The organism is Streptomyces sp. NPDC055239, from assembly GCF_053606205.1.
In genome coordinates this window covers 25,610-46,477 of sequence record NZ_JBSGRD010000020.1, presented here as the reverse complement: position 1 = coordinate 46,477, position 20,868 = coordinate 25,610, and the positions used below count along the sequence as shown (strand labels likewise).

At 69.9% G+C, this 20,868-nt stretch carries 21 protein-coding genes; 9 read left to right on the top strand and 12 right to left on the bottom strand.

What is annotated here, in order from left to right:
* Window positions 1-168 precede the first annotated feature (168 nt).
* The gene (locus ACWFRJ_RS41040) at window positions 169-474 is read left to right on the top strand and encodes an NUDIX domain-containing protein (protein WP_453543539.1); all 306 of its coding nucleotides are present in this window, start codon (window positions 169-171) and stop codon (window positions 472-474) included.
* A 27-nt stretch (window positions 475-501) separates the two neighbouring features.
* Here the strand turns inward: ACWFRJ_RS41040 and ACWFRJ_RS41035 are convergent, their stop codons facing one another.
* The 4 genes from ACWFRJ_RS41035 to ACWFRJ_RS41020 all read right to left on the bottom strand — a co-directional run bounded on the left by ACWFRJ_RS41035 (window position 502) and on the right by ACWFRJ_RS41020 (window position 5,170).
* The gene (locus tag ACWFRJ_RS41035) at window positions 502-2,568 is read right to left on the bottom strand and encodes an iron ABC transporter permease (protein ID WP_453543537.1); all 2,067 of its coding nucleotides are present in this window, start codon (window positions 2,566-2,568) and stop codon (window positions 502-504) included.
* Window positions 2,569-2,572: 4 nt separating this feature from the next.
* Window positions 2,573-3,553 (bottom strand): ABC transporter substrate-binding protein, encoded by a 981-nt coding sequence (locus ACWFRJ_RS41030; protein ID WP_453543535.1) that lies wholly within the window; start codon window positions 3,551-3,553, stop codon window positions 2,573-2,575.
* Window positions 3,550-4,356, bottom strand: coding sequence for an ABC transporter ATP-binding protein (locus ACWFRJ_RS41025; RefSeq protein ID WP_453543533.1), 807 nt, complete (start codon window positions 4,354-4,356; stop codon window positions 3,550-3,552). Before ACWFRJ_RS41025 ends, ACWFRJ_RS41030 begins: the two co-directional genes overlap by 4 nt.
* A gap of 208 nt (window positions 4,357-4,564) precedes the next feature.
* Entirely contained in the window at window positions 4,565-5,170 is a 606-nt protein-coding gene (locus tag ACWFRJ_RS41020; protein ID WP_453543531.1) for a hypothetical protein, read from the bottom strand.
* A 317-nt stretch (window positions 5,171-5,487) separates the two neighbouring features.
* Between ACWFRJ_RS41020 and ACWFRJ_RS41015 the strand changes: the two genes are divergently transcribed.
* The 3 genes from ACWFRJ_RS41015 to ACWFRJ_RS41005 all read left to right on the top strand — a co-directional run bounded on the left by ACWFRJ_RS41015 (window position 5,488) and on the right by ACWFRJ_RS41005 (window position 8,312).
* A complete protein-coding gene (locus tag ACWFRJ_RS41015; RefSeq protein WP_453543529.1) occupies window positions 5,488-6,447 on the top strand; it encodes a YihY/virulence factor BrkB family protein in 960 nt (319 codons plus the stop codon).
* Between the two features lie 231 nt (window positions 6,448-6,678).
* The gene (locus ACWFRJ_RS41010) at window positions 6,679-7,182 is read left to right on the top strand and encodes a hypothetical protein (protein WP_453543527.1); all 504 of its coding nucleotides are present in this window, start codon (window positions 6,679-6,681) and stop codon (window positions 7,180-7,182) included.
* 221 nt (window positions 7,183-7,403) lie between these two features.
* The gene (locus ACWFRJ_RS41005) at window positions 7,404-8,312 is read left to right on the top strand and encodes a DUF2382 domain-containing protein (RefSeq protein ID WP_453543525.1); all 909 of its coding nucleotides are present in this window, start codon (window positions 7,404-7,406) and stop codon (window positions 8,310-8,312) included.
* Between the two features lie 123 nt (window positions 8,313-8,435).
* Here ACWFRJ_RS41005 and ACWFRJ_RS41000 read toward each other — a convergent pair whose 3' ends face one another.
* The gene (locus ACWFRJ_RS41000; protein WP_453543523.1) at window positions 8,436-8,978 is read right to left on the bottom strand and encodes a flavoprotein; all 543 of its coding nucleotides are present in this window, start codon (window positions 8,976-8,978) and stop codon (window positions 8,436-8,438) included.
* Window positions 8,979-9,151: 173 nt separating this feature from the next.
* Between ACWFRJ_RS41000 and ACWFRJ_RS40995 the strand changes: the two genes are divergently transcribed.
* Window positions 9,152-9,901 (top strand): dienelactone hydrolase family protein, encoded by a 750-nt coding sequence (locus ACWFRJ_RS40995; protein WP_453543521.1) that lies wholly within the window; start codon window positions 9,152-9,154, stop codon window positions 9,899-9,901.
* 84 nt (window positions 9,902-9,985) lie between these two features.
* Here the strand turns inward: ACWFRJ_RS40995 and ACWFRJ_RS40990 are convergent, their stop codons facing one another.
* From ACWFRJ_RS40990 to ACWFRJ_RS40960, 7 genes are all read right to left on the bottom strand, one after another.
* The gene (locus tag ACWFRJ_RS40990; RefSeq protein WP_453543519.1) at window positions 9,986-10,363 is read right to left on the bottom strand and encodes a hypothetical protein; all 378 of its coding nucleotides are present in this window, start codon (window positions 10,361-10,363) and stop codon (window positions 9,986-9,988) included.
* A 114-nt stretch (window positions 10,364-10,477) separates the two neighbouring features.
* Window positions 10,478-10,894 carry a hypothetical protein gene (locus tag ACWFRJ_RS40985; RefSeq protein ID WP_453543517.1) on the bottom strand — a complete coding sequence of 139 codons (417 nt, stop codon included), beginning with the start codon at window positions 10,892-10,894 and terminating at the stop codon, window positions 10,478-10,480.
* Between the two features lie 162 nt (window positions 10,895-11,056).
* Complete coding sequence (locus tag ACWFRJ_RS40980; protein ID WP_453543515.1) at window positions 11,057-12,256, bottom strand: sialidase family protein; 1,200 nt, start codon at window positions 12,254-12,256, stop codon at window positions 11,057-11,059.
* A 92-nt stretch (window positions 12,257-12,348) separates the two neighbouring features.
* Window positions 12,349-13,869, bottom strand: coding sequence for an arabinosylfuranosidase ArfA (gene arfA / locus ACWFRJ_RS40975; RefSeq protein ID WP_453543513.1), 1,521 nt, complete (start codon window positions 13,867-13,869; stop codon window positions 12,349-12,351).
* A 69-nt stretch (window positions 13,870-13,938) separates the two neighbouring features.
* Window positions 13,939-14,832, bottom strand: a complete 894-nt coding sequence (locus tag ACWFRJ_RS40970; protein ID WP_453543511.1) for a carbohydrate ABC transporter permease — start codon at window positions 14,830-14,832, stop codon at window positions 13,939-13,941.
* 2 nt (window positions 14,833-14,834) lie between these two features.
* Window positions 14,835-15,743 carry a carbohydrate ABC transporter permease gene (locus ACWFRJ_RS40965; RefSeq protein WP_453543509.1) on the bottom strand — a complete coding sequence of 303 codons (909 nt, stop codon included), beginning with the start codon at window positions 15,741-15,743 and terminating at the stop codon, window positions 14,835-14,837.
* Between the two features lie 86 nt (window positions 15,744-15,829).
* Complete coding sequence (locus ACWFRJ_RS40960) at window positions 15,830-17,296, bottom strand: extracellular solute-binding protein (protein ID WP_453543507.1); 1,467 nt, start codon at window positions 17,294-17,296, stop codon at window positions 15,830-15,832.
* A gap of 225 nt (window positions 17,297-17,521) precedes the next feature.
* On the opposite strand from ACWFRJ_RS40960, the gene ACWFRJ_RS40955 reads away from it, so the two are divergent.
* From ACWFRJ_RS40955 to ACWFRJ_RS40940, 4 genes are all read left to right on the top strand, one after another.
* Complete coding sequence (locus ACWFRJ_RS40955; RefSeq protein ID WP_453543505.1) at window positions 17,522-18,538, top strand: LacI family DNA-binding transcriptional regulator; 1,017 nt, start codon at window positions 17,522-17,524, stop codon at window positions 18,536-18,538.
* A gap of 244 nt (window positions 18,539-18,782) precedes the next feature.
* Window positions 18,783-19,412 carry a helix-turn-helix domain-containing protein gene (locus ACWFRJ_RS40950; RefSeq protein ID WP_453543698.1) on the top strand — a complete coding sequence of 210 codons (630 nt, stop codon included), beginning with the start codon at window positions 18,783-18,785 and terminating at the stop codon, window positions 19,410-19,412.
* A complete protein-coding gene (locus ACWFRJ_RS40945) occupies window positions 19,409-19,609 on the top strand; it encodes a ferredoxin (protein WP_453543503.1) in 201 nt (66 codons plus the stop codon). Before ACWFRJ_RS40950 ends, ACWFRJ_RS40945 begins: the two co-directional genes overlap by 4 nt.
* Window positions 19,606-20,808 (top strand): NAD(P)/FAD-dependent oxidoreductase, encoded by a 1,203-nt coding sequence (locus ACWFRJ_RS40940; RefSeq protein WP_453543501.1) that lies wholly within the window; start codon window positions 19,606-19,608, stop codon window positions 20,806-20,808. The genes ACWFRJ_RS40945 and ACWFRJ_RS40940 overlap by 4 nt, the downstream gene beginning before the upstream one ends.
* Window positions 20,809-20,868 lie beyond the last annotated feature (60 nt).

The following is a 20,868-nucleotide window of genomic DNA, read 5'->3' as shown; positions in this document are numbered from 1 at the left end:
AAATCGCCGAAGCAGGAGTGAGTCGCGCCTCGCCGGGCACTCGCTTAGTTGGCCCCGCCGCGTCCCCCCGTCGCGGCGGGGCCACTTGCGTCTCGGCCACCGGCGTCTCGCTCCGGCCTACGTTCGGGTGCCATGGGTGCTGTTGAGGCTCCTGGGAAGATGGACCGCATGACTGGCAAGCCTGACGCGGGTGAGGCACAGCTGGAGACCCTGGCCCGCGAACTGGACGAAGAGCTCGGGGTGGAGCCCCTGGAACCTCAGTTCCTGGCCCATGTCGAGGCCATGGCGGCCCTTGAGCGGACACCCATGAAGCTGACGGTCTTCGAGGCGCGCATCGGCCAAGTGCCCGAGCCCGCCGCGGAGCTGGCCGCCCTGCGGTGGGTTTCCGGTCATGAACGGGATGTTCGGCTCGCTCCGGCGGTCAGGAACCACGTGCTGCCGCTGCTCAGGCAGCGCGGATCCATGGCGTCGTAGCAGCACGCAGCCGCCACCCACTACCCGCTACCGGCGGCTGCGCACCAGCAAGTACACGAAGTAGGGCGTGCCGACGACGGCCGTCATGAGCCCCGCGCCCAGCTGCGCCGGGGCGATCATGGTCCGGCCCAGCAGGTCCGCGAGGCAGACGAGGGTCGCCCCGAGGAGCATCGCGACCGGGACGACCTGTACGTGCCGACGCCCCACCAGTGCGCGAGCCGCGTGCGGCGCCACGAGACCCACGAAGCCGATCGTGCCCGCCGCGGCCACGGCGGTGGCGCTGAGCAGCACGCTCACGACGAGGAAACCGAGGCGTCCACGGGCCAGGTCGAGGCCCAGGAGCCGGGGGGTGTCCTCGTCGAGCGACACGAGGTCGAGTTCCTTGCGGCGGGCGACGGCCACGACCGTCCCGGCCACGAGCACGGCCGCGACGGGCAGGACGTCGGTACCGGTCCGTCCGTAGGTGGAGCCCGAGAGCCAGATCAGCGCCTTGGTCGCGCTGAACCGGTCGGTGAGCACGATGAGCAGGCTGATGAGCGCCATCGTTCCCGAGGACACACCGATGCCTACGAGCACGAGCCTGCTGTTCTGGAAGCCGCCCTTCGCCGCGAGCCCGAAGACGACCACGGAGCTGACAGCGGCGCCGGCGAACGCCGCGCCCGCGATGCTCCACGGTCCGGAGCCCGGTGCCGAGGTGACGAGGATGATGGCGCCGAGCGCCGCTCCGCCGGAGACGCCGAGGACACCGGGCTCCGCGAGCGGATTGCGGGTCACGGACTGCACGAGCGTGCCGGACAGGGCGAGCGCGGCGCCCGCGAGGAGTGCGGCGAGCACGCGTGGCACGCGGGTGTCGAGGACGAAGGTGATGGCCTGGCCCGACTGGCCGCGCAGCCAGTTGACCACGTCGCCGAGCAGGAACGTGCTGTCGCCGACGAGCACCGCGGCGATCGTGACGCCGATCAGCGCGCCGATGAGAAGCACCACGGTGATGACGTACGCCGTCCGGCTCGGAATGCGCAGCCGGTCCGGCGCGGAGGCGTTGCCGCTGTCGCGGGTGCGCATCGCCATGACGACGAGGAACACCGCGCCGACGATGCTCGTGATGACGCCCGTGGGCACGGTGACCGCGGTCTGGGACGACGTCACGGCGCGCAGGAGTACGTCAGAGCCAAGGACGAGGGCCGCGCCCACGAGACCCGCGACGGGGATACGGGTCCGATGGCGCACGAGTGCACGGAAACGGCCGGCGAGCGGCCGTACGAGGGCCGGTGCGCACAGCCCCACGAAGGCGATCGGCCCCGCGAGGGTCACCGTTCCGGCAGCGAGCAGCGACGCGAGGACGACTGCCGTGACGCGCGTGCCGCGGACCGGGATGCCGAGCCCGTGCGCGGCGTCGTCCCCGAGGGCCAGGGCGTCGATGCGGCGGGCGATGAGGAGCAGGCCCGCGAGGGCGGCCACGATGACGGGCGCCATCTGGGCCACGCCGTCGAACCCGTTCTGGCTGATGCTCCCCTGGCCCCACTGGTAGAGGCCCTCGGTCCGTTCGGGGTACAGCAGCAGCAACGCCTCGGTGATGGCGTTGAGTCCCAGGGCGAGCGCACTGCCCGCCAGGACCAGGCGGACCGTTCCGGCACTCCGCCCCGCGAGTACGAGGACGACGGCGGCCGACGCGAGTCCGCCGACGAACGCCACTCCCGATGAGGCGAGCAGCGGCGCCGTCACACCGCTGGCGACCAGTGCAGTCAGGGCGAGGTACGAACCCGCGTTGACGGCGAGGGTGTCCGGTGCGGCGAGCACGTTGCGGCTCACCGCCTGCAGCGCGGCGCCCGCCGCGCCGAGCGCGACGCCGACGAGTATCCCGGCGAGCATGCGCGGCACGCGTGAGGCAATGACGACGGAGGAGTCGCCCTGCTCGGCCTGGCCGGTGAGTGCCTTCCACACCTGGCCGGGGCCGACGGAACTGGTGCCCTGTGTGACGTCGACGACGGCCAGGAGGGCGACCAGAAGTACGAGCCCGGCCGTCACCGCGACCGCGCCCGAGGGGGACGAGGCCGCGCGCGCGGGCGTGGCGGGGGGAGTCGCGGTGACGGCCACGGCGTTACTTCGTCAGGGCGTCGACGAGGGCGTCGATGTACGCCTCCATCGCCCCGGGCCCGCCGAACATCCAGATGCCGTCGGCCAGCGGGTGCACATCACCGGACTTGACGAACGGCAGCGACTTCCAGACGCCGTTCTCGGCGAGTTCGTCGGTGAACACGTCGCTCGAACCGTCGGTCTTGTTGCCGATGTAGACGAACTGCACGTCGTCGCCGAGGCCGGTGAGGCCTTCGACGTCGGTGGTCGCGAGGCCGTAGTCCTTGTCGCCCTTGATCTTCCAGGCGTTCTTGAGGCCGAGGTCCTCGTTCACGGCGCCCAGCAGGGAGTTGCTGGTGTAGCCGCGGATGGAGACCTGGTTGGAGGCGGCGTAGCCGTCGGCGAAGGCGACCTTCGAGCCGTCAAGGTCGGCCTCCTTCAGCGCCTTCTTGCCTTCGGCGACCTTGGCCTCGTACGACTCCTTGGCCTTCTTGGCCTCGCCGGTCGTGCCGGTGGCCTTGGCGATGACGTCGAGCGTGTCCATCATCTGACCGACCTGGTCGGAGCCGTCGGCGGCCTTGACCTGGAGGACCGGGCCGACCTTCTTCATCTGCTTCACCGCGGACGCCGACATGTCCGTCGTGGTAACGATGAGGTCCGGGGTGAGACCGGCGAGGGTGTCCATGCTCGGCTCGCCGCGGGTGCCGATGTCCTTGGGCTCGTTCTTGAGCGGTACCGCCGAGTCCCACGCCTTGTAGCCCTTGACGTCGGCGACGCCGACGGGGTCCACGCCGAGCGTGACCATCGATTCGACGACGTTCCACTCGGTGCCGACGACCTTCTTGGCCGGGCCGTCGAGCTTCACCGTCGCGCCATTGGCGTCAGTGAGAGTGATCGGTTCGGACTTCTTGTCCGAGCTGGTCTCGGCGGGCTCCGAGGTGCCGCAGCCGGACAGAACCAGGGCCACGGCGCCTGCGGCCGCCGCGGCGATGAAGGGGCGTCTCATGAGGAGGTGTGGAGCCTTTCACTTCTGCTGTGGTGGCGGCCTATCGCGCGGGTGCGCAGCCGGCCGGTGAGGGGATCGGTGTCGACCTCGATGCGGATGCCGTACGTCTGTGACAGGCGCTCCGGCCGCAGTACGTCGTCGGGGGCGCCGTCGGCGACGATGCGCCCCGCGTCGAGCAGGGCGATCCGGTCGGCGATGGCGGCTGCCTGGTCGAGGTCGTGCAGGACGACGCCGACGGCGATGCCGCCGTCGTCCGCGAGGTCACGCATGAGGTCGAGGAGTTCGATCTGGTAGCGCAGGTCGAGGTAGGTGGTCGGTTCGTCGAGGAGGAGTACGCCGGTCTCCTGGGCCAGGCAGCTCGCGAGCCACACCCGCTGGAGCTGCCCGCCGGAGAGTTGGTCGACGGCTCGGTCGGCAAGTCCTTCGACGCCGGTCATGGCGAGCACGCGATCCACCACGGCGACGCCACCGACGTCCGTCTGGCCCCAGCGGCCCCGATAGGGGTAGCGGCCGAACTCCACCACGTCACGGACGGTCAGGCCCCCGGGCGTGGGGCGTCCTTGGGTCAGGAGCGCGACGCGCCGGGCGAACTGGCGGGCGGTGAGGTCGAAACCGTCGGCGGCCTCGGCCGTGCCGGAATCCAGGGTCAGCGTGCCGAGCCGGGCGCCCTGGAGCCGGGCGACGGTGCGCAGCAGTGTCGACTTGCCGCTCCCGTTGGGTCCGACGAGAGCCGTCACTTGGCCGGGCCTGAGCTGGATGGCGGCGTCGTGGACGACGTCGACGCCGTCGTACGACACGGTCATGTGCTCGGCGGACAGTTCGTGACCGCGCGGACGTGTAGCGCTATCTGCGCGTTCACCTGATCTCACGGCGTGAAGGTTAGCCTAACCTTATTCTGGCCGGAAGTAGGGGGTTCGAAGTCGGGCGAAAGGCACGCGCGGAACGGAACGGTGCCGCCCGTCGGTCGAGACGACGGGCGGCACCGGTGGCGCTGGGGTCACTCCCGTTTCGTCAGTACAGCTTGTTGACCGCCTTGACGGTCGTCTTCTTGAAGTCCGCCACCTGCGCGTTGGCGAAGTTGCCCATCTGCCCCCACTGGACGAGCGTCACCGTGGTCCCGTCACGGCCGACCGAGAACATGTTGATGTCCGAAGCTCCCCATGTGGCCTCGGTGTGGACGCCGTAGACGTGGGCGCCCTCCTCGACGTTCAGCTTTCCGTAGTACTTCTGCGTCGCGGTGATCTCGGGGTGCTGCTTCATCAGATTCTCCGCACAGCCGTCGAGGTCCTTGCGCAGCAGAGCCGCGAAGTCCTTGGCGCGCTGCTCACTGCGCTCGACGACCGTCACCTGGAGGGCGCCGGTGTCGAGGTCCGTGCGGTAGACGCGGTGCATGGAGATCGAGGGCAGGGCCTCCCCCACGCACATCGGCAGCGGGTCGGGCTGCCCGGAGGTCACCGGTCCCGCGGTCCAGGCCGACGTCGCGTGCGGCGGCAGTTCGGACGGAGCCAGGAACCGGGGCGAGTCTGCGGCGGCCGCCGGACCCGTACCGGCCACCACACCCGCCACTGCCACCGCGGCCCCCAGCGCACACAGTCCTCGGCTCATACGAACGCTCATGATCGTCAACTCCCCGTCGTCGAAAGGCCGGCCTGCCTGTTGCCCGACCCTCATGCCACGTACGACCCGCGACACCCCGCACCCGTTGCCCCCGCCCACGTCACAGCTCCGTCCGCTATGTCATGGAACGGCAACGTCCGCAAGCGTGTTCACGTGCACGGGTTCGCCGGTACCCGCCGCGACCGGCGCGCGACGGGAAGGGGAAGATTACTTTCCGCCCGCTTCCGCGTGACGGACCCGCGCGACACGTGTCCAAGGGGTCGAGCCGGGAAGGCGGCGCAGGGCGCCGTCCGCAAGAGACAACGAGGAGTAACCCCATGGACAGTTCCGCGACACCTGCGCGTGCGGCATCCGCCGGCGTCGCGGACGGGCCCGGCGCTCTCGCCGCTCCTGCCGGGCGGGCCGATGCCCCTTCCCTGTGGGCGCGGCGGGGCGCCGCACTGCGCCGTACCCCGGTGTCGATGTGGAACGACGACGTGTCGGACTGGGCCGCGGCGTTGACGTACTACGCGATTCTCGCTCTGCTGCCCGCCCTCCTGGTCACGGTCAGCCTGATCAGTCTCGTCAGTCCCGGCACGACGCAGACGCTCATCGCCGAGGTCACCGACTGGGCGCCGGCGCAGGCGGGCAGCGCCTTGAACGAGGCGCTCACCGAGATGGCCGGCGCGCGTTCCGCCGCCGTGACGGTCGTGGTCGCCGGCGGAGTCAGCGCTTTGTGGTCCGCCTCCAGTTACGCGGCCGTCTTCCGGCGGGCGCTGCACGCGATGCACGGCGTGAAGGACACGCGGCCCGCGTGGCGCAAGGCGCACCGTGTGCTCATGACCGCCGTCGCGCTGCTCGCGCTGCTTGCCGCAAGTGCGGTCGTGCTCGTACTGAGCGGCTCGCTCGTCCAGGCCGTGGGGCGGTACGCCGGTGTCGGCGACGCGGGGCAGACCGTGTGGAATGTCTTGAAATGGCCCGCTCTGGTCTGCCTGGTGGTCCTGCTCGTCCTCGTACTCTTCTTCAACGCGCCGCCCTCGGAGCGCGGTTGGCGACGCAGCCTGCCCGGCGGACTGCTTGCCGCGCTGCTGTGGCTCCTTTCCTCGGGTCTGTTCACCTTGTACGCCTCGGGGTTCGGCACCTACGGCAAGCTGTACGGCTCACTGGCGGGAGTGGTCGTCTTCCTTGTGTGGCTCTGGGTGTCCAACCTGGCGCTGCTCGCCGGAGCGCAGTTCACGGTGGAGATGGCCCGCGCCCCGGCCGTGCGGTGCCCCGCGCAGGGCGCCGAAGGGCAGTGACCGGCAGGGGCTGAGCCCCCGAGCCGTAGCCCCAAAGTCGTCCCGTGCGCGGCCGAACCGTGCGCCCCCAGGCGGAAATCCGAACCCATGTGCCCGCGTGCGCCCTTCCCTGCGCGCCGCGTGCGCTCCCCTCGCAGGGGTTCGGGCCGGGCATGTACCGGTGATACGCCTGAAGGACAAAATACTCGTGCGCGTGTTCATCGCCACGCGGCATCGAAGAGGAGTCATCCCATGGCCTCGTTCGACACGGGACGGTTGTGTGCGATCGTCAAAATCCTGGACCAGGCAAGCACCCATCTCCGGCTGGCTGCCCGCGAGTGCGCCCTCACCGGATCCGCGACGGCCGCCACCCGGCCGCCCTTCGAGCCCGCCACATCGGGCACCACCACCACGTCGGGCACCACCACCCCGTCGAGCACCACCGCAACCGGCATAGCCGCGCTCCTGAGCGTCTCGGAGCAGGCGTCGGGCAGTGTCCGGCGCGCTCTCGTCCACATCCGCAACGGTGAGGTCCAGGACGCCGAGAACGAACTGGACCGGGCGCGAACCCAGCCGTGCGGGCCCGCCCTCGCTCCGGTGGGACTGCCGCGGCCGCTCCCCCGGCGCGTGACCACGGCACTGTGCCTGATGCAGGGGATCACCGGCTTCTTCCCGTCCGAAACGGAACAGGTCCTGCTGCGGGCGGCCCTCCCGGTGGGGGCACCTCCCCTCCGAGCGGGGGCATCCCTCCCTTAATCACCTCCTCACTCGTATGGGCTAAGGAAGGAGCGGGGGGCCAGATCGGCCCGATCGCCGCAAACAGCCTGCCGAAAGGCTCTCGGCGAGCCATGCGCGCACGCTCAGTCACTCTCCTGGTTGCGTCATGCACCGGTGGGGCGCGCGATGGAGAGGACGCGTGCGACGTCCGTGGCGAGATTCGATTCTGCCCGTCGCGCGCTGCGAGGGAGTGATCACCCATGACTCAGGGCGAGGCCTTCACCAGCGCCGATGGGCTCGCGGGCCTTACGGCCTACGACCGGACCGGCGAGAAGATCGGCAGCGTCGAGCAGGTGTATCTCGACGACCGAACTGGGCGTCCCGAGTGGGTGACCGTCAAGACCGGTCTCTTCGGTATGAAGCAGAGCTTCGTGCCGCTCTCCGGGGCCCGCCGCCAGCAGGACGAACTGCACGTGTCAGCCACGAAGGAGGCCGTCAAGGACGCCCCGCGCGTGGACGCCGACCAGCACCTCGAGCCGGACCAGGAGCAGGACCTCTACGCCCACTACGGCCTCACCCGTCCCGGTGGCGCCCAGCAGCCCCGTAAGCCGGCGGCCAGTGGTCGCGGCCAGGCTGGGGCCGCGGGTATGGCCGGTGCCGGTACCGGTATGGGCATGGGCGCAGGCGAGGGCCGAAATGCGGGCGCGCGTGAGTTCGCGACCCGCTCCGGAGCGGCCGACGACAGCAAGGCCGCCCACGAGCACGAGATGGTGCGCTCCGAGGAGCGACTGCGTGTCGGGACGCAAGAGGAAGAGGTCGGGCACGCCCGGCTGCGCAAGGTGGTCGTCAGCGAGGAAGTGAAGACCTCCGTGCCCATCTCCCACGAGGAGGTGCGCGTCGTACGCGAGCCCATCCGCGAGGGTGACCGCAGCGTGCGCGCCAACATCGGCGAGGAGCAGACCGAAGTGACCCTGCACGCCGAGAGGGCGGTGGTCAGCAAGGAGTCCGTGCCGGTCGAGCGGGTCCGCCTGGAGACCGAGAAGGTCACCGAGACCCAGGAGGTCTCCGACACCGTGCGCAAGGAGCAGATCGAGTTCGACGACGCCAAGGGCGAGCGCAACGCCAAGGGCGAAGGCATGCGCGACCGGAAGCAGGGTCCGCGGCACTGACGCCCTTCAGGGTGCCTTTCAGGACGCCCTGATCGTGGGCAGCTGACGGTGGAGGGAGGGAGCACTCGGCAGGAGTGCTCCCTCCCTCCGCGTTCGCCCTGTCCGGCGTCGGAACGCCGGTGGTCACGCCCGCGCAGGCGGCCCGGGTGTGAGGAGTTCCAGGGCTTCCTCCCAGCGGAAGGGGGCGTCGTCTCCGGACGTGGGGCGGTGGGGTTCTTGGTCGCCGAGCAGCACGCCCATCGCGCGCAGGCGGGCGATGCTCTCGTGGTACGCGGGATGCGCGGCCAGGGACGCGTTCACACGGGGCAGCACCGCGGTGGGGATGCCCGCGCCGTACGCCTCGCACAGGGTGGCCACAGCCAGTGTGTCGGCGATGCCCGCCGCCCATTTGTTTATCGTGTTGAAGGTGGCAGGGGCCACCACGATCGCGTCCGCCGACGGGAAAGGGCGGGGGTCGTCGGGAGTGCGCCAGGCCGATCGGATCGGGCGGCCGGTCTGGGCCTCGATGGCCCGCTCGTCGATGAAGCCGAGTCCCTGCGGGGTGGCGATCACGCCGACGTCCCAGTTCTGCTCCTGTGCCGCAGTGATCAACTTGCCGACGCCGTCGGCTGTCCCGGCCGCGCAGACGATGACGTACAGGAAGGGCTTGGTCGGCTGTTCGGTCACGCGGGCGCTCCTGGGGTGGGCGGGCGAGGGCAAGGTGCGGTGCGGTGTGGTGCGGTGCGGTGCGAAGAGCGTAGAGCGGCAGTCGTCACGGCATACGCGCGCGTCACATTGATCTCCCGTTGACCTCAACCCCTGTAGGGCTGTGAACTGGCGTCAGTCCAAGGAGGAACAACTTGCCCACCAAGTCACTGCAGATTCCCACCACCGACGGTCAGGCCGACGCATTCGCCGCTTTCCCCGACCGTGGCGAGCGGCACCCGGGGGTGCTGCTGTACCCGGACGCCTTCGGCCTGCGGCCCGAGTTGGAGGAGAAGGCCCGCGAACTGGCCGAGCACGGTTACTACGTGCTCGTCCCCAACCTCTACTACCGGCACGGCCCGGCACCGGTGATCGAACTCCCCGAGCACATCGGGGAAGAGTTCAGGCCCGCGGTCTTCGCCCAGCTGATGCCCCTGGTCCAGGAGCACACCACCGAACGCGTCCTGCGTGACGCCGACGCCTATCTCAGGTTCCTCACCGCCCAGCCCGAGGTCGGCGCGGGGCCGGTCGGCGTGATCGGCTACTGCCTCGGCGCCGCCCTGGCGATGCGCACGGCAACGGCCCACCCGGATCAGGTGGCCGCCGTCGCCGGATTCCACCCCGGCTTCCTGGTCACCGACGCGCCCGACAGCCCGCACCGCCTCGTCCCGAAGCTCACCGCCCAGGTCCATCTCGGCCTCGCCGAGGGCGACCTGACGCCCGAGGCCATCAGCGAGCTCGACCAGGCCCTGGATGCCACAGGTGTCGGCCACTCCATCGAGACCTACCCCGACACCATCCACGGCTTCACCATGTCCGACACCGACGCGTTCAGCCCCGCCGCGCTGCAACGCCACTGGGATCGCCTGCTCCCCCTCCTCGGCCGGACTCTGGTCAACAAGTGAGGCGCTGAGCCACTGAGGCTTCGCCCCGGAGACCGGGCATGCGGGACGACATCGACAGATTGGGCTCGGACCGGCTTTCGCCGCTCAGGACGCGCCCGCGCATTCGAGGCAGGCCGGTTCGCCGTCGATCGTCGTCCCGTCCTCGGAGGCGGCTTCGCAGATGCCGGGGCGGCTGGGGTGATTGGCCTGGCAGTGGCAGGTGCAGGTGTCGGTGACCGCTTCCAGGTCGGAGTCGCATTGGGGGGCGAGGCCCATGCGGACGTCGTGGCAGTTGCGGCACAACGGCACCTGCTGCGGGCCGACGATGGGCGCGTTGAAGACGACGGTGAGACCTGGTTCGGCGTAGCCGCCGCACGCTCCGGGGAACTCGGGGTGGGTGTCGCACAGGCAGTGGCAGGAGCCGAGCTCGGCGGTGAGCGGAGTCGGGTTGGACTCGTACTCGGCGGATGCAGGCTCGGTCATGCGCCCATTGTCTTGATCGACCCGGCGTAGCGCCAGTGGCCCTGAGGGCCGGGAGGTGCTGACGGTCGCCCCGGGCATGGCGGTCCCTCCTCCCATTGAGGGGCGCCGCGCGCCTCAGGCGTCGGCTCCCGAGAGGCCGACGACGCTGTTCCCGCACGCAGCCGCCGCGGCAGTGATGGCCTGCTCGTACTGGTCGTCGTCGAGGAGGACGGAGAGCCCGAAGGCGATGCCCCATGCGACTTGGGCCTCGTCCTCACCGAAGGTCCGTTCTTGCTTGATCAGCTCTCGACCGAGGTACTGGCCGTGCAGGTCCCTGGGCTCTTGGCTCTCCGCGCGACGTCGGACGGCTTCGAGGGCGCTCACCGTGAACGCCTCGTAGTGGATGTCACCCAGCAGTCTGCGCAGTTGCTCGAGTTGGGAGTGGGCGGCACGTAGGTGCAGCGGCCACGTTCGACTGGTGCCGAATTGCGCTTCCATGGCCTGCGTCAGGTCGATCCGCCGGAACATCTCGTCGAGGGGGTCGTAGGTCATGATCCCTCGGTAGCTGCTACCGGCGTCCGGACATCGAAGGCTCGCTGCGGGCTCCCCCATGTGGCTGCAACCGGGAGCCCAGGGGCGCCGTTCGTTCGTGTCATGAGTAGGACCCGCCGACGCCGGCCGAGGTGAGGTGCCACCTCGGCCGGCGTCGCGCGCTCAGGCCGCAGGCACCGACCCGGTGGCGAAGTACGGCTTGCAGACCGAGCCTGACCAGTCCGTGGCGATTTCGAGGAGCCTGTTGCCGTCGGCCGACGGCAGCAGGCTTGAGCTGTAGTTGGGGCAGTAGTCGATGGTCGTCGACTCGACGGCGACCGGCGCGGGGATCTCCCGCCACTTTCCGGCGCCGCCCGCGCTGTTGACCCAGACGGTGCGCCCGCTTCCGGCCGCCTTGCTGCCGTCGCGGTTGTACATGACCTGGCCGACGAGGAAGAGCCTGCCCTTGGGGTTGCCCGCCTCCGGCGCCCACGCCAGGTTCGGCGCGTGCTTGAAGTACTTGCCGTCGGCGGTCTCCGGGCGGATGCCCAGGGAGGTGACGGCGCCCCAGTTCCAGCCGTCGGACGAGGTCCGGTAGTGCACGACGCACTGGAACTGTCCCGCGGCCGCGCAGATCTCGAACGACATGAAGTAGGTCCCGTTACCCATCTTGCGCACCACCGCCATCCCGGGCCGGTCCGAGGCGAGCGTGCTGGCGACGGTGTCGTGGTGGCCGGTCCAGTTCACTCCGTTCGCGGTGCGGGCTGCCACCAGCTTCTGGCTGTGGGTGCCGTCGGTCTCGTCGGAGTAGTGCGCGACGAGCTGCCCGGAGGCGTCGACGGAGAACTCCGGCTCCCACAGCCCCTTGTCGTTCGACGCCGTGGCGATCGTGGACAGGTAGCTCCAGCTGCGGCCCACGTCATTGCTCTTGAAGACCCGCAGAGCCATACGCCGGTTCGCCTCGTCCTGACCTACGGAGGCGGCCCACAGCAGCGTCCCCGCAGGCATGTTGCCCACCCGCTGCGGCAGTTCGTACAGCGTCGAGCAGCACAGTCCCTGCCCGCCCGCGGCCTCGGGGTCGCGCACCGTTCCGACTTCACGGAACGACGCGCCGCCGTCCGTGCTCTCGTGAATGGCGCCGAGCCCGTTGTTCCCGGAGAACGTCACCACGGAGGCCAGGATCCGGCCGTTGGCGTCGCCGCTGTGGGCGAGGCTGACGGCACGCGGGTACAGGCCGGTGCCGTCACGCAACAGGGTGCCTGTCGCGGCATCGGCCGACGACCCTGACTGCGAGACGAACAGTGCCGCCAGAAAAGCGAGCAGCACGGGGAACAGGACGGTGGGACGGAGGAGACGTGGTCGTGCGGGGTGGTGCGCTGACATGGGCCTCTCCTGACTCTGCGGTGTGGGTGCGCGTGTGGGTGCGCGTGTGGGGCACAGGACGGAACAGGTCGAACTACTGGCGTGGCGGAGCCTCAGTCACCCTGGGGCGCGAGACGGATCACGTTCCAGGAGACCGGCGGCAGTTCGGCCGCGAGCGCGCCCTCTGCGGTGATGTGCGTCCCGGACGCGCGGCGCGGCACCACCCGGTCCGGCTCAGCCTCGGTGTTGACCGCGTCGGGGTCCTGATCGGCGAGGACCAGGTGCTCCACGACGCGGTATCCGGCGGCCTCCCCTCGCAGCGCGGCCTCGAGTCGCAACGGCTGCTCCTGGTCGCGGTTGACGGCCAGGACGGTGATCGCGCCGCTCTCCTCGTCGTGCGTCACCACGGTGTCGAGGGTGGAGACATCGCCGTACTGAGGTGTGTCGATGCGGGGCCCGGTGGCGTCGGTGCGCAGGACGCGGCCGGTGGCGAACCTGGCCGCCTGGGCGAAGGGGTGGAAGATGGTCTGGCGCCAGCTGGCGCCGCCGGGCTCGGTGCGGATGGGCGCGATGACGTTGACCAGCTGGGCGAGGCAGGCGATGGCGACCCGGTCGGCGTTGCGAAGGAGCGTGATGAGCAGCGAGCCGACCACGGCGGCGTCGGTCACGCTGTACGTGTCCTCGATGAGGCGGGGTGTCTCGGCGGTCTCCAGGTTGCGCTCACCGACGAAGCGGGCCGCGTACCAGACGTTCCACTCGTCGAAGGAGAGCTTGATGTGCTTCTTGGCGCCGCGCGCCGCCCGTACGTGGTCGGCGGTCGAGACCACGTCGCGGATGTACTGGTCCATGTGGGCGCCCGATGCGAGGAAGCTGGCGCGGTCGCCGTCGAACTCCTCGTAATAGGCGTGCAGGGAGAGGTAGTCGACCTCGTCGTAGGTCTGCTCCAGAACCTCACGCTCCCAGGTGCCGAACGTCGGCATCCGCGAGTTGGAACTGCCGCACGCGACGAGCTCGATGGAGGGGTCGACCTGGCGCATCGCCTTGCCCGCCTCGGCCGCGAGCCGCCCGTACTCGGTGGCCGACTTGTGGCCCGTCTGCCACGGTCCGTCCATCTCGTTGCCCAGGCACCACAGCTTCACGCCGTGCGGATCGGGCACACCGTGCTTGATGCGCAGGTCCGACCAGGCCGTGCCGCCCGGGTGGTTGCAGTACTCGACCAGGGCGCGGGCGGCGTCGATGCCGCGCGTCCCCAGGTTCACGGCCATCATCGGATCGAGGCCCAACTGACGTGCCCAGCCAAGGAATTCGTTGGTTCCGACGCGGTTGGTCTCGATGGAGCGCCAGGCCAGGTCGAGCCTGCGCGGGCGGTCGGCGACAGGGCCGACGCCGTCCTCCCAGTGGTAGCCGGAGACGAAGTTGCCGCCGGGGTAGCGCACGAGGCCGGTGCCCAGCTCGCGTACCAGTTCCGCCACGTCTCCGCGGAATCCGTCGGCGTCGGCGGTGGGGTGCTCGGGGTCGTGGATGCCGGTGTAGACGCAGCGTCCCATGTGCTCGACGAAGGTTCCGTACAGACGCGGGTCGACGTCGCCGACGCTGAACTCGGGGTCGATGACGAACCGTGCGGTGTGCGGCATGTTCTGGTGCCTCTCTCTATGGTGCGGTTTTCATGGTGCGGTTCTCAGGTCGTACGGAGGGTGGCTGGGCTACTTGAGGCCGGTCCCCGCGATGCCCTCGACGATGCGGCGCTGGAAGAGCGCGAAGACGGCGAGCAGCGGGATCGCGCCGAGCACGGCGGAGGCCATGAGCTGGGCGTAGGGCACGCCGAACACGTCCTGGACGGAGGTGAGTCCGACGGGCAGGGTCATCATCTCGGGGTCGGTCACCACGAGCAGGGGCCACAGGAAGTTGTTCCAGACGCCCACGAACACGAAGATCGTGACCGCGGAGACGGCGGGCCGGGAGATCGGCATCACGATCTGCCAGTAGGTGCGCAGCCAGCCCGCGCCGTCCGCGCGTGCCGCGTCGATCAGCTCCCGCGGTATCCCGTCGAAGAACTGCTTGAAGACGAACACGGCGACGACGTTGGGTACTTGGGGCAGTACGACACCCCAGTAGGTGTTCAGAAGCCCCGCCGACTGGAGCGCGAGGAACTGCGGGATCATCAGGACCTGCCCCGGGATCATTATCCCGGCGAGGAGCATCACGAACGCGGCCCGGCGCGCCCTGAACCGGGTCTGCGAAAGGGCGAACGCGGCGAGGGACGCCATGATCACCGTGAGGACCGTGGTGAGGATCGAGGTGATGAAGCTGTTGGCGTACCAGTAGGGCAGCTTGCCCGCGTCGAAGATCTGCCCGTACGCCTCCAGGGTCGGGTGCGCGGTGAACCACGCGGTCGGGTTGGTGACGACCTCCTGGGCGGGCCGCACCGACGTGGCGAGCGCCCAGGCAAGGGGCACGAGCCACAGCACCGCGAGGGCGATGAGCGTGCCGAGGGCCACCCGGTTGAACAGGCGCTCCGAGTCGCGACGGCGGCCCTGCGGCGCGGTGGTGCCGCGGGGCTCGGTCTCCGGCTCCGGTCGCGTGGCGATCGCGGTCATGGTCAGTTCTCCTTCTCGGCGCGGCGTACGAGGGCGAACCAGACGAGGGAGACGAACAGGATCACCAGGAACAGCAGGAGCGACACGGTCGACGCGTAGCCCACGCGGCCCTCGACGAACCCGGTGTCGTAGATGAGCTGCAGTGACGGGCGAGTACTGCCGTCGGGGCCGCCGTTCGTCATCATGTAGATCTGGTCGAAGACCTTGAGTGAGGCGATGACCTGCAACACCGTCACCAGGGTCGTCGTACGACCGAGCATCGGCACGACCACGTGACGGATGCGCTGCCAGGGCCCGGCCCCGTCGATGGCGGCCGCCTCGTGGACCTCGCGCGGCACGTCCTGCAGACCGGCCAGGTAGAGCACGAAGTTGAAGCCGACGGTCCACCACACCGTGGCCGCCGCGATGGAGATCATCGCCCAGTCCGGGTCACCGAGCCACGACGGCGGGGTGTCGACGCCGAACCACTTCACCGCCTCCTGGGCCAGGCCCAGTTGATCGGCGTAGATGAACATGAAGAGCAGCGAGACGACGGCGGAGGGCAGCACGAACGGCGCGAAGAACGCGAACCGGAAGAACCAGCGGCCGCGCACGAACCGGTCGGCGAGCAGGGCGAGGACCAGGCTGAGCAGCACCAGCGGCACGGTCGTCAGGACCGTGAACCACAAGGTGTTGCCCAGGGTCCGCCAGAACTCCGCGTCGCCGAGCGCCGCCTTGTAGTTCGAAAGGCCCGCGAATTCACCGAGGCCGCTCTTGAACAGGCTCGTGTCGAAGAACCCGGCGACCACCGTGTAGATCAGCGGCCCCACCAGGAACACCAGGTAGAAGAGGGCGAAGGGCAGCAGCATCCCCGGGCCTGCCCAGCGTTCGCGTCTGCTGGATATCGGGGAGTTCGCGGTCGTCGTGGCCACGGTTCGGCCTTTCGGTCAAGGCGTACGGGATCCGAGGGAGGGTGAAACGAGGGGGGTCGGGCGGAAGTCGTCAGCACGGTGCCGGGTCATACGGGAGCGGGGCGCGAGGCCAGGGTCTGCAGCTCGCGGCGCAGGCGGGCGGCGCCCGCCGTGGGGCTTGCGTCACCGGTGAACACGGTGGTCACCACGTCGCCCACCACGGTCTGCATGGTGCCTCCCGCGCCGCCGTACCAGGCGGCCGGGTCGTAGACCGCGCCGTCGGCGGCCGTGGCGTAGTGCGACTGCGGCTCCAGTTCCTTGTACGCGCGGGAACGCTGCGTCGGCAGCCAGGCCGGCACATGGCCGCCCTCCGCCCACAACTTGCTGGAGTGCAGCATCGAGGCGATGAACCCCAGGGAGAGGTCGAGGCGTTGGGCCTTCTCGGTGGGGGCCTTCGGCAGCACCAGGGCGTGCGAGTCGGCGGCGCAGGCGTAGGGCGCGTCCTTGAAGATGCGCGGCAGGGGCCGCATGTCGAACTTCACCTTCGCCGACTGGACCGCCAGTGCCTGCCAGACGCCGTCCATCAGGAACCCGGCCTTGCCCGTGGTCAGCAGCGTGATGGCGCCCTTGCCGTCGGTGTTCGCGGGAATCACCTTCTCCTGGCTGAGGCGGCGGATGTACGCGAGCGCCTCGGCCGCGGCGGCGGTGTCGATGACCACCCGCTTGCCCTGGTCGGCGACGAGATCCCCACCGCCGACCTGCCGGTACAGCGACCAGAAGATGCGGAACTGCATCGAGGCGTCCTTCACCGAGGCGATCGAACCGCCCCAGGCGCCGGTGACCTCCTTCGCCGCACGCAGCGCGTCGATGAACGCGTCGGGTCCATCGACGTCCACCAACTGACCCTTGCCGTCTAGCAGTCCGGCCTTCTCGGCGATGTCCGTGCGGAAGTAGAGCACGAAGGGGTGCGTGTCCAGCGGCACGGCGTGCGGTTTCCCGTTGAACTGGGACTTGCGCCAGGGCCGCGCGTCGAACTTGTCCTCGGTCAGGCCGTGCCGGGCCAGGTCCTCGGGGTGCAGCTCGCTGAGCAGGCCGGCCTCGGCGAGCGTGGGCAGCTTCGACAGATGGATCACCGCGGCCTGCGGCGGGCGGTCGCCGAGCGTGGCCAGGGTGAGCTTCGTGTAGTACGGGTTGCCCCACAGGAACGTCGCCGACTTCAGGTCGGTCGAGCGGTGCGAGGCCCGGTAGGCGTCCTGCATCGCCAGCATCCGCTCGCCGTCGCCGCCGGTGAACGGGTTCCAGAAGTTCAGCCGCGACGGCGAGGGCGCGCCGCCGGTGAACCCCTGCGCCAGGGTGCTGCCGCAGCCCGTGGCGGTGAGCGCGGCGGCGCCGGTCGCACCGATCGCGAGCCCTGTGCGCAACACACGGCGGCGGGACGGGGCGGGCGGCGACGGGGTCGGTATGCGGTCCCGCATGGGCATGCGTCCTTCCACGGCGAACAAGGAGAACAGGGACAACGAGGAGAACAGGGAGAACAGGGAGAACAGGGAGAACAGGACAGACAAGGCAGGCAAGACGGACAAGGCTGATGCGAAATGCAACGTTGGAATGCCGCCGCGACGACAACCACACCTCTGGTTGCTCGCTGCGTTTACAACGTTGTACTCAGCTGGCAATACGGCGTCAACACCTAGGGACGCATTACCTGTTCACGTACTCGACGGATCCACACCGGGCCCTGCCGATTACAACGTTGAACCATGACGTACGCTGCTGCTGTCGGGGGAGGGAGAAACACCGTGGCAGGCACCCGCCTGAAGGACGTCGCGGAGCGCGCCGGGGTCTCGATCAAGACGGTGTCGAACGTCGTCCGCGGCGAGGCCAGAGTCGCCGACCGGACACGCGAACGCGTCCTGCGCGCCATCGCCGACCTCGACTACCAACCCAACGCGTCGGCACGCCACTTGCGCACCGGACGCAGCGGCATCATCGCGCTCGCCGTCCCCGAACTCGTGGCGCCGTACTTCGCCGAACTGGCCGCCGAGGTCATCGCGGCCGCGAAGAAGCGCGGCTGCACCGTGCTCATCGAGGACACCGGGGGCAGCGCGGACGAGGAACTCCGCATCGCCTGCGGACTCAGTGATCCGCTCATCGACGGCGTCCTGCTCAGCCCGCTCCGGCTCGACGAGCAGGTACTCGCCGCCCGCGAACGCCGCGTACCGCTGGTACTCCTCGGCGAGCAGTCGTACGAGATCCCGGCCGACCACGTCCTGATCGACAACTCCGCGGCCGCGCGCGAGGCCACCGACCACCTCCTGTCCCTCGACAGGCGCCGCGTCGCCGTCATCGGTCAGCCCTCGGGCCCCGCCCACGCCACGACGGTCCAGCGCATGCACGGCTATCTGACCGCACTGCACGCGGCGGGCGTCCCGCACGACCCCCAACTCGCACCGGACACCCGGGCGTTCACCCGCGCCGAGGGAGCCACCGCGATGCGTACGCTCCTGATGCTGGACGACCCGCCGGACGCGGTGTTCTGCTTCAACGATCTGCTGGCATCCGGCGCGCTGCGGGTGGCGCACGAGCACGGCCTGCGCATCCCGCACGACGTGGCCGTCGTCGGCTTCGACGACATCGAGGAGTCCCGCTACAGCGTGCCGAGCCTGACCACCGTCGCCCCGGACAAGCGCGGCATCGCGGAACTGGCCGTCGACGCGCTGCTGCGCAGGATCGACGCCGGGGCGATGGCACCGCCCACACGGCTGACCGCGGGATACGAGCTGACGGTGCGGGAGAGCACGCGCGCGACCGGCTGAACCAGGCAGCGGGCAGGGGCCGGCGGGCAGCCGCCTCACTCGTAACGTACGTACGGGCCAATTTTAAGTCAGTTGATTGACTTATGAAAAAGCATGCGTTTGACTTCTGATGCCAGCACGATTTACCGAACCGCCGAACCGCCGAACCGCCGAACCGTGGAGGCCGCACGTGGCCGGACGCCAGGAGACGAAGCCGCTCACCCGCCTGCGGGCCGAACGCGTGGCGGAGACCCGTGGGGCGATCATGTCGGCCGCGGAGCGGCTCTTCGCCGAGCAGGGCCTCTCCGCCGTGTCGAACCGCCAGATCGGTGAGGCGGCGGGGCAGGGCAATGTCACCGCCGTCAGCTACCACTTCGCGTCGAGGGCCGTCCTGGTGCGCGCCATCATGGCCCGGCACGGCGAGGCCACAGACCTCATCCGGAAGCGGTATCTGGAGGAGATCGGCGACAGCGAGGACATCCGGGACTGGGTGGACTGCCTGGTGCGCCCGGGTCCGGAGTATCTGGACTCGCTCGGCGTTCCTTCCTGGCACGCCCGCTGCGCGGTTCAGGTCATGACCGACCCCCTGCTGCGCGCGATCGTCACCGACGAGGCGCTCGTCAGGCCGTATCTGCAACAGACCCTGGACGGCCTGGGTCGACGTCTTCACATGCTGTCGGCCCAAGTGCGCGCGGAGCGCGCGGCGATGGCCCGCGATCTGATGACCCACGCGTGCGCGGAACGCGAACGCGCCCTGGCCGACGGCAGAGTGCCCCTGCACGACTCCTGGCAGCGCACGGCCGATTCGCTCTGCGACGCGCTCGTCGGCCTGCTCACCGCACCCGTCACCTCCCCCCGCTCCCCCCACAACCATCTGGAGGACACCGGACCATGAAGATCACCGTCGAAGAGGACAAGTGCTGCGGCGCCGGAAGCTGCGTACTGATCGCCCCCGAGGTGTTCGACCAGCGGGACGACGACGGCATCGTGGTGCTGCTCAGCACCGAACCGCCCGAGGAACAGCACGCCGCCGTCAGGGAGTCAGCCGGTGTCTGCCCCACGGCCGCCATCCACCTCAGCGTGAACTCGTGAACGCCCCCGGCCACGTCCTGGTGGTCGGCGCCTCCGCCGCCGGTCTCGGTACGGCCGAATCTCTCCGCCGCCAGGGCTACGAAGGCCGGATCACCCTGCTGGGCGCCGAGTCCCGTCTCCCCTACGACCGTCCGCCGCTGTCCAAGCAGGTCCTGTCCGGCGCCTGGGAACCCGAGCGGGCACAACTGCGCAGTCAGGAAGTCCTCGACGCTCTCGACGCCGAGTTCCTGCTCGGCGACGCGGCCGTCGCCCTCGATGTACCGACGCGCACGGTCCGTACGGCCTCCGGTCGTACTCTGAGCGCCGATGCCGTCGTCGTGGCCACGGGCCTGCGCGCTCGTACGCTGCCCGGCCAGGAGGGTCTGCGCGGCGTGCACGTGCTGCGTACGCTCGAAGACGCTGTCGCGCTACGGAACGATCTGCTGGGCGGTTCGCGGGTCGTGGTCGTAGGAAACGGGGTGCTCGGCGCGGAGATCGCGTCCACGGCCCGGCAGTTGGGCCGCGACGTCACGCTGGTCGGTCCGCAGTCGGCGCCGATGGCCGGTCAGCTCGGGCCCAGGGTCGCCGGTCTGCTGGCGGAGTTGCACATCCGAAACGGCGTCCGTCTCATGAACGGCACCGCGGTCAGCGGCCTGACGTCTGATCAGGGTCAGGTCAGCGGTGTGCTGTTGGCGGACGGCGAGACGCTGCCCGCTGACGTGGTCGTGGTCGCCATCGGCTGCACTCCGGCCACCGCCTGGCTGGCCGGGAGCGGCCTGCGCCTCGACGACGGGGTGATGTGTGACGCGAACTGCCGTGCCGCGGAGGGCATTTACGCGGTGGGCGACGTAGCACGCTGGCACCACGAGACCCTGGACATGTCGCTGCGCCTGGAGAACCGGACGAGCGCGGTCGAGCAGACGGCGGTCGTCGCGTCGAACATCCTGGGCACGGGCAGGACCTACACGCCCATCCCCTACTTCTGGACCGACCAGTTCGACACGAAGATCCAGGTCTACGGGACGGCGTCCGCCGATGCCGAGGCGACGGTCGTGGAGGGCAGCGAGCAGGACCACCGCTTCACCGTCCGCTACTCGCGGGCGGGACGGCCCACCGCCGTACTCGGCTGGAACATGCCCAAGCAGGCCCGCCAGCACCGCCAGGCCCTCGTCGACGCGGACACGCGCGCCACCACGCGCGCCACTGCGCCGAACCCGTGACGCCGGCGGTCCGGGGTGAGGTCGCCCCGGACCCCTCCTCGCCGAAAGCCGCGGCCCCAC